Raw genomic sequence first — 12,246 nt, forward strand, 5'->3', positions numbered from 1 at the left:
GCATCCCGCTTTGTTATTTATTTATCGTAAACGTTACGTCCTTATACTGCTCACTTAATCTGGTTAGCGCCTGCTCATCCATTCCCCGCAAATGCTGGTTGAAAAAAGCCAGGCTAAAAGCATTGACCATGCGATGGTTGACTGCGGCATCCTCGCCGCGTGCCCTTAACAACGGTGAATATAGTGTGAGATCGCTAAAACTGATATGTGAAGCTTGAGGGATAGACAGTGACAAGCCCCCGCCTTTCATAGAGTCACGGAATCTTTGCAAAATCCCATCAAAGTCTCGTTCCAGCTCACCCGGGGTTAAACCTGTCATCTCTTTTACCTGCTCTGGCGGGACTTCATCCAGCCCTTCCTTAAATTTGTCCATATCCAGCGTTTCCTTCGCAATCATCAAGAAAAATGGCTTGGCTTCTACCGGCCTGTTATCCATTACTTTAGTTTTCGCTTTTGCTTCTGCTTGTTCCGAAGCATACTCTCCGAATAATGCCCCGTCCATATCCATTGCAGCCTTAATGCGCGAATCCTGCATCAGCATTTGATAAGCCAGAGCACCCCCATAAGAGTGACCGAACATGCCGATGCGCCCGAGATCCACTCTCCCGGTCAGTCGTCCCTGCGGATCATTGCTCTCAAGCTCGGCAACCTTATCCAGTACAAATGAAGCATCGTCCGCCCAGAGCATAATATGTTGATCATTTTCAGCGTTGCTAAAAACGGGGGTTGGATTTTGCTGAATAATTCTGCCGTCTGGAAAGACAGTTATTGCAGCATCATAAGGATGATCGATACCAACTACAATATAGCCATGGCTCGCCAACTCTTCAACCTGAAACATATTTTGCGTCCGGAATCCGCCCATGCCATGGGAAAATATTAACACAGGATATTCCTTCTCTGCATCAGAAAGCGCCACATCGACGTACGAATGGGTACGAATTTGTCCCAAATGACTGATGCTGATAGCCGGCAGTCCAAGCCATTTGGCAATGCTCGCCCTCACTTCTGGCGAGTTGCCGGGGATATAGCTGGCAGGCTTCACTCCCTGTACATCTGCCGCCGGATACCATATCTGAACCATCAGCTCTCTATGGTCATTGGGATCTTCCGTGTTCGGTTCGCCACGCTGCTCATCTACCCAATGATAAGTGGTCGTTCCCACTGCAAAAGGCCCCGTAGGTTTTTTCAGAGAAAACACAGGAAAATAATACACGGGCAGCACTGAAATGACCACGTACACGGTAAGCAGCACGATTTGGCCGGCAACAACGATTTTCTTGCGCGTCTTCTTCCTGGTGCCTCCAATGAAATAATAAAGCGTCAAAATAAGCGGAGTCAGGTAGGCGGGCAGCATTTGCCAGCGTGCACCTTCAACTGCAACCTGTATGATTACGAGCAGCCAGGCTACCGCGGCAGGCCATATCATTCTCCAGTCCTCCAGTGTTTTCCTCCCTGATATAAGCGCCCAGTACAAAAATCCAAAATTAACAACCAACACAACGACTTCCCAAAATCTCATACTTCCCTTCCCTCCTTGTCAAGAAGCCACAGCTATATGTTCCGTGTCATTTTCCTTATGACCTCATTCTAAATCTTGAAATTATCGATTCTATTAATTGATTCTTACGTAATTCTTACGCCAGCTCCTATATTCTGTCCGCCTTCATAGATCAACAATCACCGTTTTATGACTACAATTTCATGCTGCATCCTTATAGGCCCAACTATCTAATTTTTTATTAACCTCCTCCCTGTCTTTATATTTCCTATACCCGGCTCTGCCCGCGTATAACCTTGAAGGACAAACATTTCCGATACATCATACCTGTGATAAAATATTTGGAGTTGGAATTTTCATACCATTTCTCAGAAACAAAATGGAGGATATTATGTCAGCATTGCAAAAATTAGAGTGTGGGATCTATACGATGTGTCTCGTTCAGGATGGAGATCGGGTGCTGCTCGTTAATCGTCCGGACAAGCTCGGATTCCCGGGCTATCTGGGGCCGGGCGGCAAGGTGGATTTCCCCGAGACCATAACAGAAGGGGCAGTACGCGAGCTGCGGGAGGAAACTGGACTTCTTGTGAAGGAAGAGGATTTGATCTTCAAAGGGATGGACGGTTATGTTGTTCCACAGACAAATTACAGATATATTGTATTTAACTATTTGGTAAAAAATTTTCAAGGCGAGCTGCTGCAAAACCCGCCGGAGGGCGAACTGGCATGGGTCCATATTAACGAAGCAACAGAACTGCCGATGCAGCCTTGGTTCAAGCGCAGGTTTCCGTTATTTTTCGAGCCCGGCACATTCGAGATCACCGTCGTCTGGGATGAGAATGAACAGCGGGCTACCCAAGAAAAAGTAATTCAGCTTGGGTAAAAAACAATTCCTCGATTAGTTAAAGTTATACAAAAATAAGATTGCCTCTAAATGGCCTTGTTGGTCAGATAGGGGCAATCTTATTTTTATTGGGTGACTGGTTCAGGCTATTTATAGTGATTTTTACTTTGAATTGATGTACTCGTCTTGCAGTATTCCCATATGGATGATATCACTCCAGCGGCCATCCCGGTAAATAGCCTGCCGCGCTATTCCCTCCTGCTGAAATCCCAGCTTCGTATATAATCTGACCGCTTTTTCATTAAAGGAAAATACACGCAAAAAGACACGATGCAGGTTCATTTCCAGGAAGGCATAATCAAGCAATAGCGTTAACGCTTCTGTTCCAATCCCTTTCCCCCAATATTCCTTCTCGCTAATATTTAGAATACATTCCGCATTGCGGTTTTTATAATCCAGTTGTACCAATGCTGTATCGCCAATCGCCTGATCACTATTTTTATCCACGATGATAAAGTTTTTGGCACTGTCTCCCGCTCCAAAAATAACATTATGTACAAACGCTTCCGTTTCCGCATAGGTGTACAAATTAAGCGACAGACTTGCTGTCTGCATTACCTCCATGTCATTTCTCCATTTATGATAATCGGGAATATCCTCGCTTACCATTTTGCGAAACCGAATTCTGGCTGTCTCTAGTCTCATCATTCTCCCACACCTTTCTGTACTTCTTCATTACCAGGCAATTGGCGCGAACAAGGGATTAATCAAACTGTTTCCAGCTTTCCTTCTCAGCAGTATTTATCAATTCACAGCCAGGCTTTGCTACCTAAAATAGACATTAAGTTGTTTTTTGTCAATATAACCGGCAATCGTGCCACTTTCAATATTCGACAAGGAAAAACGAGCCGCAGAGCATTTCTCAGACTCGTTTTTTCCGGTCAAAGAAGCATCTGTGAATGGCTGGGCGGCATTTTTGGTTAAAAAAGGGGATGCTTCGCTCTTGACCAATCCCCCTTATTTACATCCATCGCTCATCCCGTTACCAAGGCAGTTCCTTCCCCGTATCCGCTTCAATATATAAAGGCAGCTCCCGGATGTCATCCTTGTGCGCTGCGATTTTGTCCAGCAGGTTGGCAGCGGCTTCCTCCGGCGAGTAAATTCCTCCATTATCCCATTTTCCGCTCATGGATGACTGCACCCAGCCGGGATGAAGCAGGAGCACCCGCCCGCCAGACTTGCTGATTTTGCGGTGAATAATGGTCGACCCCATATTGAGCGCAGCCTTCGCCATACTGTATCCGAACCAGCTTTCACGATGGCTGTTACCGATGCTGCCTGCCTCTGACGTAATATTGGCGATCAGCTTGCCGCCCTTCATTAGCGGTACAATTAATGCATTCGACAAGCGGATAGCGCCCAGTGCGGTTATATTATAGACCCGCTGGATTTCTTCGAAATCCAATGAATCTTCAATGGTCGTATGAATATCTCCTAAAATCGCAGCATTATTAATGAGCAAATCCAGCTTGTCCGTAATTCCGGCAATCCGTTCTGCCGCTTCCTTGACGCTGCTGTCACTGCCTACATCCAGACGGAACCCGTGCAATTTGTCCGGATATTGGCTCGCCAGAATCTCCATCGCCTCTTCATCAGGGGCAATACCACCGGCAAATACCATATAGCCTCCGGCCAGCAGCTGTTTGACCAGCTCCAACCCAATTCCCCGGTCTGTACCGGATACCATGGCTGTTTTTATATCTCTCATTCTTCTCTCTCCTCTTCCCTTCACGCCCAAAAGGAGAGGCGTATTTCGCCTCTCGCATGGATTTCAAGCTATGAATTAATTTGCGCGTAATGCGCGCTGAACTCCTCAATGACTTTGTCCCCGCCTGCCTTGCGCCAGTCCTCAATCGCCTTTTGCCAGCCGGCCTCATCGGTTTTGCCCAAAATAAACTTCGTCCGGGCATCCTCGATAATCGGCTTCAACTCATTTCCCTTTGTTGTCTGTGTATCGGATACAAGCGCATTGGACGGGTTGTTCACGGCAATTTCCTCATTGTCGCGAATCATCTTTCCGTATTTCTCCATGAGCGGGGTTTCCATCCCCGGCGTCTTTGCCGTATATTTCGCCACCTGCAATTGCAGATAGCTGGAGCCTACCTCCGTATCAAACAGCTTTTGATCAATAAATACCGGCTTGCTGTCTTCCATCTTGTAATGCTTGCCCTCAGCTCCCCAGCCCAGCAGATCCAGCATCGTCTGATCGGACAGCTTGTCGAAGAAGTTCAAAATCTGCTTCAGCTCTTCCTCTGTCTTCACGCTCGATTTGGGGAACATGAACACGCTGTTGTATCCCTGTCCGCCCGGCGTACGCTCGCCCTTCGGCCCCTGGATGCGGCTGACCACATCGACATCGGCTCCCGGGAATGTCTTCGTCAGCGAAGCCTGGTAGGCAGCAGCATCAATCATATTGGAGATGACCATGCCTGCCTTGCCCTGATTGATGTCATCCTTCTTCTGCTGGTTGTTCAGCACCGGGAAGTCCTGCTTGATCAGCTTCTCATCATAGAGTTTCTTGTAAAATTTCATCGCCTCAAAATATTCCGGAGCCAAAAAGTCAGGGCTCAGCTTGCCGTCCTTGACCTCCCAGCCGTTGGGAGCACCCATGAACGACGCAATTACATTGAAGCCTTCCATTGCCTTCTCTTCTGTTAATCCGACCGTATCCTGCTTTCCGTTTTTGTCCGGATCATCCAGTGTAAATGCTTTCAAGACCGCATACAGATCATCAACCGTCTTTGGTTCACTCAGACCGACATTTTTCAGCCAGTCGCTGCGGTAGATGAGGCCGAACGTGGACAAATCTCTGGCGCGGTACAGGCCGTAAATTTTACCGTCCACCTTGATATTGTCGAATACAGCCTTGCTCATCTTGGACAAGTTCGGATAATCATCGATGTACGGGCCGATTTCCCAAAAGACGCCGGAGCGTACAGCGTTCAAAATATTCGAATCCTTGTTGTTTTGAACAAGCATCACCTTGGGAAGCTCGCCAGATCCGATCGTCACATTGACCTTATCCTTGTACATCGAGTTCGGAACCCAGGAAATGTCCAGCTTCGAATTCGTATACGCTTCAACGGTCTTTTGCACGTCACTGTCAGCTTTCGGAGGTTCCGCATACATCAGGGACATAATGCTCAGCTTGAGCGGGCCTTGGGCCTCGCCTGTTGCGGTTTTGTCTTTGTCTGCAACGCCCCCCGGCTGATTCGCATTTCCCCCGCAGCCTGCCAAGAGAGTGGTTCCGAGCAAGACCCCCATTGCCAGAATACCTGTTTTCTTCCATTTTGTCTGCCATTTCTTCATGGAATTTCCTCCCTATTATAAATTTTATGTGAAAGCCTTTCCGCCAGCAAGTGGCAGAAATTCGATCAACCCTTTACGGAGCCCAACAGAACGCCTTTGGCAAAATGCTTTTGCAGGAAAGGATACACAAGCAGGATCGGAACCGTCGAAATAACGATGACAGCCATCTTGATAATTTGCGACGGCGGCGCAATATAGTTATGGTCAAACTGCGTCGAGTCCCCTATGCCCCCTTGGGACAAAATGACGATTTGGCGCAGCCATACCTGAATCGGCCACATGTCTGCATCATTGATATACAAAATCGCATTGAAAAAGGTGTTCCAGTGTCCCACTGCGTAAAATAATGCGAATGTCGCCAGCACCGGAGCCGATAGCGGCAGCACGATACGGAACAGCAGCCCGAAATCATTGCACCCGTCAATCTTCGCCGCTTCCTCCAGCCCCTCCGGCAATTGCCGGAAAAAACTGACGACGACAATGAGGTTAAAAGCGCTAATCGCATTGGGAATCAGCAGCGCCCAATAAGTATTCAACAGCCCAAGCGCCTTCACGACGAGGAAAGTCGGGAGAATCCCGCCGTTGAACAGCATTGTGAACACCACCAGCATCATAAACAGATTGCGCCCGCTAAAATCCTGTCTGGACAGCGGATAGGCAAGCAGCGCCGTAAAGAGCAAATTAATGAGCGTCCCGGCTATCGTAATGCCGACAGTTATCCACAAGCTTTGCAGAATCGTCCCGGTCGAGAAGATATATTTGTAGCCTTCCAGGGAAAAGGACGTCGGGAACAAAATAAACCCCCGGCGCAGCACTTCCTCCGGCTCGGCAAACGAGACCGACACGATATAGATGAACGGAACAATGGTTACGAAAGCCATCAGTCCCAGGAACGTATAGTTGAACCCGTCAAAAATGCGGCTGCCGATACTTCTGCCGATCATGTCATCATCTCCTTTAAAAGAGGCCGCTTTCGCCGAATTTTTTGGCCAGCTTGTTCGCGCCGACGACAAGCACCAGCCCGATTACCGATTTAAACAAACCAACCGCCGTGCTGTAACTGAACTGTCCCTGTTGAATACCGACATTGTAGACGTACGTGTCAAACACTTCCCCGACCTCGCGGTTCATCGAGTTGAGCATCAGGAAAATCTGCTCGAAGCCCGTATCGAGGAACGAGCCCAGCCTTAAAATCAGCAAAATGACAATGACGCTGCGGATCGCTGGAAGTGTAATATGCCACAGTTGTCTGAGCCGTCCTGCCCCGTCAATCCTGGCTGCCTCATAGAGCTGCTGATCAACTCCGGCAAGCGCCGCCAGGAAAATGATCGTGCCCCAGCCGGTTTCTTTCCAGACGACCTGGGCGATGATCATTGTACGGAACCATTCTTCCGACATCAGAAAATCTATTTTCGGCAGCCCGACCGCCGCCAGTATGTCATTGACAATCCCGCCTTCGGTGGTAAAGAAGATATACGAGATCCCCACAACCACAACCCAGGATACAAAATGCGGCACGTAAACGATCGTTTGAATAAAGCGCTTGAACATTTCCCTGCGAATTTCATTTAACAGCAGCGCCAGCAAAATCGGCAGCGGGAAGAAAAACACCAGATTGTATAAGGCAAGCAGCAATGTATTGCGGAACAGCATTCCAAATGATGCATCGAAGAAAAAACGGTGAAAGTGATCGAAGCCTACCCATTTGCTGCCCAGCATGCCAAGCGACGGCTGATACTCCTGAAAAGAAATGAGCAATCCCCACATGGGAAAATATTTAAAAATGATAAAATAGAGCATTCCGGGAAGCGCCATCAGATAGAGCCATTTGTTCTTCATCAGCCGTGCCAGCTTTCGGCTGCCCGGCTGCCCGCCCGTTCCCCGCACCGGCAAAGTTGTCGTTTCCGCCATTCGTCGTCCTCCTCGGTTATTCGATAGGGCCAGCATAAAGGAAGAGCCGGATTGCCAGCAATAATCCGCAGCGCTCCTATTGCCAAACCCCAGTCACAGCAAGGGTTTAGCAAGTCCAGGTAATCATTTGCGGCACAGCGGATAATCATTTGGGAACAGGCGCAAACAGGCTAAAAAATGGTCGCACAGAAAACTTTGTCTGCTTCCGCAGCGTTCGTGCAGACATGGGTTCTCAAAAAAGAAGCCTTGCTCTACATCAAGTAGAATCAAGGCTTCTCTCGCAATTGCATATTCAGTATGATGACCGCTGTTTACACCTCCGCCAGCTTCTGCTCCCTGTACTGCCCCGGCGTCATACCCTCCAGCTTGCGGAACTGCCGGATAAAATTTTGCGCATTCGTATATTGGAGACGATCGGCAATTTCGGTCACCTTCATGCTCGTGCCGCTCAGCCAGCCCTTTGCCTTTTCATGCCGGTAGGAGGCCAGATACTCGCTGAAGTTCATCCCTGTCTCCTTGCGGAACATCCGTCGGACATAGTGCGAGCTGTAATTTAGCCGGGCCGCGCACTGATCCAGTGTCAAATCGCTGTCATAATGGTCATGAATCAGCTCCAGAACCGACCGTGAAATGCTTTTACCGGAGGAGTCGTGGCGCTTGCGGGCAAGCTCAATCATCGGCTCAATCATTCCCGTCCGGAACCAGACTTCAATCTCCTGCGGTGTCTTTAATCCAAATAGCTGCTCATACTTATTCTGTCTGTCACGGGCGAACAGCTCCTCTGTGCCGCCTGTCTCATAGACCGTCCGGGCCAAATCTGTCAGCAGCATGGCAAAGGATACCCGGTAGAGCCGCGGGTCCGTTTCGATCCGCAGCACCTCCTGGATGAACTGGCGCAGCAGCTCATCCGCCCGGACGGCATCCAGGAAGGCAATTGCCTGTACCAGCTCAGATGCCAGATGATGCGGATAATAATGGCCTGCAGCCTGGGGCGGCTTCAGATCATCCAAATGCAGGATCGCCTTTTCTCCCAGCCGGAGCCGGTACTGCAGCGCCTCCTTTGCTTCAAGGAATGCCTGCGGCGTTGCATACATTTCATCGTACGGCCTGCTGATGCCCGCGCTGACCTTTAGCCCCAGATACTCGTCCACCGCCTTTTGCACGGATTCGGCCAGTGCGCTCAACTCCGCAAGCAGCGCTCCGTGGCTGTCCGCATCGCTCCCGACCAGTGTCACCTGGTAGTTGCCGACAGGCATGGCATGAATCCGCTGCGGCGGCGGTATCAGCTCTGAAGCGATATTGTTCATCGCAAAAAGCAGCAAGTCCTGCTCGCGAACCTCGTATCGGGTCTGTTCAAGCGTGTCGATCTGCATCAGCAGCACGGCGTACTTGCGCCACTCAGGAATCTGGAACTGCTGCAGCTTCTCCGCCAGCTCTCCAGGCAGCAGCTCCCCTTGGAGCAGCTTCAGCATAAAGTAGTCGACCAGTTGAACAGACTGAATTTTCATCCGGTCCTCCAGCAGCTCATTGGATTGGTGAAGCAGGGCCAGGTGTGTGCTGATTCTGTGGAATTCGTCCCGTACGGTCTCGCTTCCCCCTGTAGCCTTGCCGGTACGCATTGTGAATTCGAGCAGCCGCCGCACCGGGAAATACATCCGTCTGGAGCCCCAATAGGAGAGCAGCGCAGCGATCAAGACCAGTGCAAGACAAGCCGTGAAGGTGGCCCAGCCGATCAGGGCGGACTCCTTCTTCGCTTCCCCGAGCGGGATGACCGATACATAGGTCCAGTTGTTGTAACGGGACTGATTATAGACAACGCTGCTGGACTCGCCCAGCACAACGCTGTTCAAATAGCCTTGTGGCTGCGCAGCAAGTTGAATATCCTTCACCCAAGGCTCAGACGCAATATTTTGACCGGTCAGTCTCCCTTCGCTATGTACGATAACATTCATTCTATCGTCCAGAATCATCGTCTCACCGGTTGAGAACCCGGCTGCAAGCAGCTTGATCAGTTCCCCTCCGGACATTCGAACGGACAAATACCCCCTCGGTTCAGCAGCATTAGCAGGAATCATCTTCACCAGCCGGATGCCTGTGAATCCGTCTCCTGGCTCCGGTGTCCAGCCGACATTATAGCCCCATTTCAAGTGGCTGATATCCTGTAATTTACCGTCCCCGAAATAAAAGCCGCCGTCCTTGATATACCAGCCGTGCTGCAGGCTATGCAATTCCACATCTTTGACGCCCAGCTCGTAGGTTTGTACGCCGAGCATTCCCTTCACTAGCAGATCAATGTCCTGAAAATCCTCGATTTTCAGCTCCTTGCCCACATCTCCGGTTACAAGCGGTGTCTCCGCAAAGCGCCCGGCTACCTGGTCAATAACTTTCAATATCTGCTCCACCCGGCTTTGTGACTGCTGCAATATAAAGACATTGGCTTCGTTAACCTTGGTCTGCACGGCAGAGGTCGACTGGAAAAAGGCATACATGCCCAATGCGAGCAGCGGGACTGCGCTAATAAATATTGTAAACGCTATCATTTTTATCAGAAATGAATATCTTGATGACATAGACTCCCCCGAATGATGGATGTAATAAATTCCATTGTACCATAATCAGGTATTAATGGGGGAGAGTTCTTGCAGGAAAATGATTCACACATACTAAAAACATTGTATCTGCCAAACAGCAGATGGAAGCTGCAAGTTGTCGGTCCGCACAGAGAGGCAGCAGGAAAACAGTCATTGACATTCCCCTGTGAATATATCATCGAGCGCCCGGATGTTCAATTCCTGGCGCCCCGCCTGTTGACGTTGCTTTCGTTCAATCTTTTCGGATGAAGGTTCTTTTTCTGTTGCACTACGGAATTATCAGGAACACCTATTTAGACAACCTCCGAACAATATGTTACTATTAACATACAATGTTAACGAAAAGGATGGTATTTGATGTCAATAAAACTGGCGATTTTGGGACTTCTAAGCTGGAAACCATCAACCGGTTATGATCTCAAAAAAATGATTGAGGATTCCTCCTTCATGCACTGGTCAGGCAATAACAATCAAATCTATAAATCTTTAGTCCAGCTGCTTGAGGACGGCTGGGTGACCCATGAGGTGCAACACCAGGAAAGCTCACCGTCCAAGAAGATATATACCATTACAGACAAGGGACTTGCAGAACTGCGCAACTGGGTTGACTCGTCCCCCGAGCTTCCGGAGCTCAAGAAAGGCTTTTTAACCCAATTGGCCTGGGCTGACCAGCTGAATTCCAAGGAACTGGATGACTTGTTGTCCCGCTATGAGGCAGAGATCAGCTTGCATCTTGCCTTGCAGGAAGAAAAGAAGCGCAGAAGCTTGTATGTCCCCAACCGGACAGAGCGTGAAGCCTGTCTGTGGGAGATGATTGCGGAAAATATCATCTCGTCTTACAGAAATGAGCTGCTATGGGTACAGCAGCTTCGTCAGAAGCTTGTGTGATCAGGATTAAAAATAATTTTAACGATAACCGGAAGCATTCGCCGGTTTGCCTGCATCCTGTACTTCTTCGATATACCGCCAACAGTCCGGCTGTGAGCCGTCAAGATCATAAAAACCATACACTTGGGCAAGCTGGCCGCTCGAAACCGAGTCACCGTTCCACCTGGCGACTTCCGGGTCGCCAGCCAGTGCGGCAATAGCACGCCCTATATACCTCGGCGTTTCCGAGATTATAAAATGAGGCTCCTTCTCTGTGGCATCCCGCCAATTTTCCTCTTTTACACCAAAGTGTTCCAGCATAATTTCAGAGCGCATCCACCCCGGAGTCACTGCTACAGCAGTGCAATAATAGGGTGCAAGTTCATGGGCTAAAGACCGGGCCATGCGGATGACTGACGACTTAGCCAGATCGTAAAACATTGATAAACGGTAATTTTGATTATTGTATTCTGCCGTGCCGTCCGTGATCTCAACGACCAGCCCATTCTTATTTCGGATTAATAAGGGAAGTGCAAAGTGGCTTGTAATAATATGCGTGTCAATCGCAAGCCGGAGCATCCGGAACCCCTGGTCAAGGGAATGTTCCCACACGGGCACTTGCCACTGTATCAAGTTCTCGCCTCCCCATATATCGTTTACCAGTATGTCCAGCCTCCCCTGCTCATTCTCAATGCGGGCAATTAGAGCCTGAACCTGGACAGGGTCCAAATGATCGACTTGAACCGCGATCCCGCAGCCTCCCGCCCTATTCACAAGTTCAGCGGTTTCTTCAATCGTTTCTGGACGATTGTATTCAGAGCGCTGTGCCCGTGTTGTGCGTCCTGTCACATAGACAGTAGCTCCAGCTGCTCCTAATTCGACTGCAATCCCTCTGCCTGCACCACGCGTGGCACCTGCCACCAAAGCCACTTTTCCATCTAAATATTTCATGATCTGTTACTCCTCTCATCTTGTCTGCTGTCCATTATATATTCTTAATACGTCATATTGTGTCGTATTAATAGAACTAGAAAATCCGGAAGTCTTGAACGCAATCTCAAAAATACTGCGCTAGGAGGCAGAACAAGTATGAGTTTTTCAAGGGAGTCCGGATCTCCCCAGAGAGAAGCTTCCTTTGTGTGAAATGTATACCCGGCCCGGCT

At 49.3% G+C, this 12,246-nt stretch carries 10 protein-coding genes; 2 read left to right on the forward strand and 8 right to left on the reverse strand.

Annotated features, from left to right (window positions below):
* Positions 1–13: 13 nt before the first annotated feature.
* Positions 14–1,522, reverse strand: a complete 1,509-nt coding sequence (locus H583_RS0124570; protein ID WP_028562804.1) for an alpha/beta hydrolase family protein — start codon at positions 1,520–1,522, stop codon at positions 14–16.
* A gap of 370 nt (positions 1,523–1,892) precedes the next feature.
* Here H583_RS0124570 and H583_RS0124575 point away from each other — a divergent pair, with 370 nt between their 5' ends.
* The gene (locus tag H583_RS0124575) at positions 1,893–2,384 is read left to right on the forward strand and encodes an 8-oxo-dGTP diphosphatase (RefSeq protein WP_028562805.1); all 492 of its coding nucleotides are present in this window, start codon (positions 1,893–1,895) and stop codon (positions 2,382–2,384) included.
* A gap of 123 nt (positions 2,385–2,507) precedes the next feature.
* Here H583_RS0124575 and H583_RS0124580 read toward each other — a convergent pair whose 3' ends face one another.
* From H583_RS0124580 to H583_RS0124610, 6 genes are all read right to left on the reverse strand, one after another.
* Positions 2,508–3,050: a GNAT family N-acetyltransferase gene (locus H583_RS0124580; RefSeq protein ID WP_028562806.1), complete on the reverse strand. Its 543-nt coding sequence runs from the start codon at positions 3,048–3,050 to the stop codon at positions 2,508–2,510.
* Between the two features lie 337 nt (positions 3,051–3,387).
* Positions 3,388–4,113, reverse strand: coding sequence for an SDR family NAD(P)-dependent oxidoreductase (locus H583_RS0124590; protein ID WP_028562808.1), 726 nt, complete (start codon positions 4,111–4,113; stop codon positions 3,388–3,390).
* Positions 4,114–4,181: 68 nt separating this feature from the next.
* Positions 4,182–5,714, reverse strand: a complete 1,533-nt coding sequence (locus H583_RS0124595; protein WP_028562809.1) for an extracellular solute-binding protein — start codon at positions 5,712–5,714, stop codon at positions 4,182–4,184.
* A 65-nt stretch (positions 5,715–5,779) separates the two neighbouring features.
* On the reverse strand, positions 5,780–6,658 hold the full coding sequence (locus H583_RS0124600; protein ID WP_036710926.1) for a carbohydrate ABC transporter permease: 879 nt from the start codon (positions 6,656–6,658) through the stop codon (positions 5,780–5,782).
* Between the two features lie 13 nt (positions 6,659–6,671).
* A complete protein-coding gene (locus H583_RS0124605) occupies positions 6,672–7,625 on the reverse strand; it encodes an ABC transporter permease (protein WP_051236952.1) in 954 nt (317 codons plus the stop codon).
* A 311-nt stretch (positions 7,626–7,936) separates the two neighbouring features.
* Complete coding sequence (locus tag H583_RS0124610) at positions 7,937–10,195, reverse strand: helix-turn-helix domain-containing protein (RefSeq protein ID WP_028562812.1); 2,259 nt, start codon at positions 10,193–10,195, stop codon at positions 7,937–7,939.
* Between the two features lie 378 nt (positions 10,196–10,573).
* On the opposite strand from H583_RS0124610, the gene H583_RS0124620 reads away from it, so the two are divergent.
* Positions 10,574–11,104, forward strand: a complete 531-nt coding sequence (locus tag H583_RS0124620) for a PadR family transcriptional regulator (RefSeq protein ID WP_028562814.1) — start codon at positions 10,574–10,576, stop codon at positions 11,102–11,104.
* An 18-nt stretch (positions 11,105–11,122) separates the two neighbouring features.
* Here the strand turns inward: H583_RS0124620 and H583_RS0124625 are convergent, their stop codons facing one another.
* Positions 11,123–12,034 carry an SDR family oxidoreductase gene (locus tag H583_RS0124625; RefSeq protein WP_028562815.1) on the reverse strand — a complete coding sequence of 304 codons (912 nt, stop codon included), beginning with the start codon at positions 12,032–12,034 and terminating at the stop codon, positions 11,123–11,125.
* Positions 12,035–12,246: the final 212 nt, after the last annotated feature.

The sequence above is a fragment of the Paenibacillus pinihumi DSM 23905 = JCM 16419 genome, assembly GCF_000422505.1.
In the GTDB taxonomy this organism is placed as follows: domain Bacteria; phylum Bacillota; class Bacilli; order Paenibacillales; family Paenibacillaceae; genus Paenibacillus_D; species Paenibacillus_D pinihumi.

Bases quoted from the DNA above. Each gene is read 5' to 3' on its own strand.
- H583_RS0124570 (WP_028562804.1), bottom strand. From the start codon at position 1,522: ATGAGATTTTGGGAAGTCGTTGTGTTGGTTGTTAATTTTGGATTTTTG.
- H583_RS0124575 (WP_028562805.1), top strand. From the start codon at position 1,893: ATGTCAGCATTGCAAAAATTAGAGTGTGGGATCTATACGATGTGTCTC.
- H583_RS0124580 (WP_028562806.1), bottom strand. From the start codon at position 3,050: ATGAGACTAGAGACAGCCAGAATTCGGTTTCGCAAAATGGTAAGCGAG.
- H583_RS0124590 (WP_028562808.1), bottom strand. From the start codon at position 4,113: ATGAGAGATATAAAAACAGCCATGGTATCCGGTACAGACCGGGGAATT.
- H583_RS0124595 (WP_028562809.1), bottom strand. From the start codon at position 5,714: ATGAAGAAATGGCAGACAAAATGGAAGAAAACAGGTATTCTGGCAATG.
- H583_RS0124600 (WP_036710926.1), bottom strand. From the start codon at position 6,658: ATGATCGGCAGAAGTATCGGCAGCCGCATTTTTGACGGGTTCAACTAT.
- H583_RS0124605 (WP_051236952.1), bottom strand. From the start codon at position 7,625: ATGGCGGAAACGACAACTTTGCCGGTGCGGGGAACGGGCGGGCAGCCG.
- H583_RS0124610 (WP_028562812.1), bottom strand. From the start codon at position 10,195: ATGTCATCAAGATATTCATTTCTGATAAAAATGATAGCGTTTACAATA.
- H583_RS0124620 (WP_028562814.1), top strand. From the start codon at position 10,574: ATGTCAATAAAACTGGCGATTTTGGGACTTCTAAGCTGGAAACCATCA.
- H583_RS0124625 (WP_028562815.1), bottom strand. From the start codon at position 12,034: ATGAAATATTTAGATGGAAAAGTGGCTTTGGTGGCAGGTGCCACGCGT.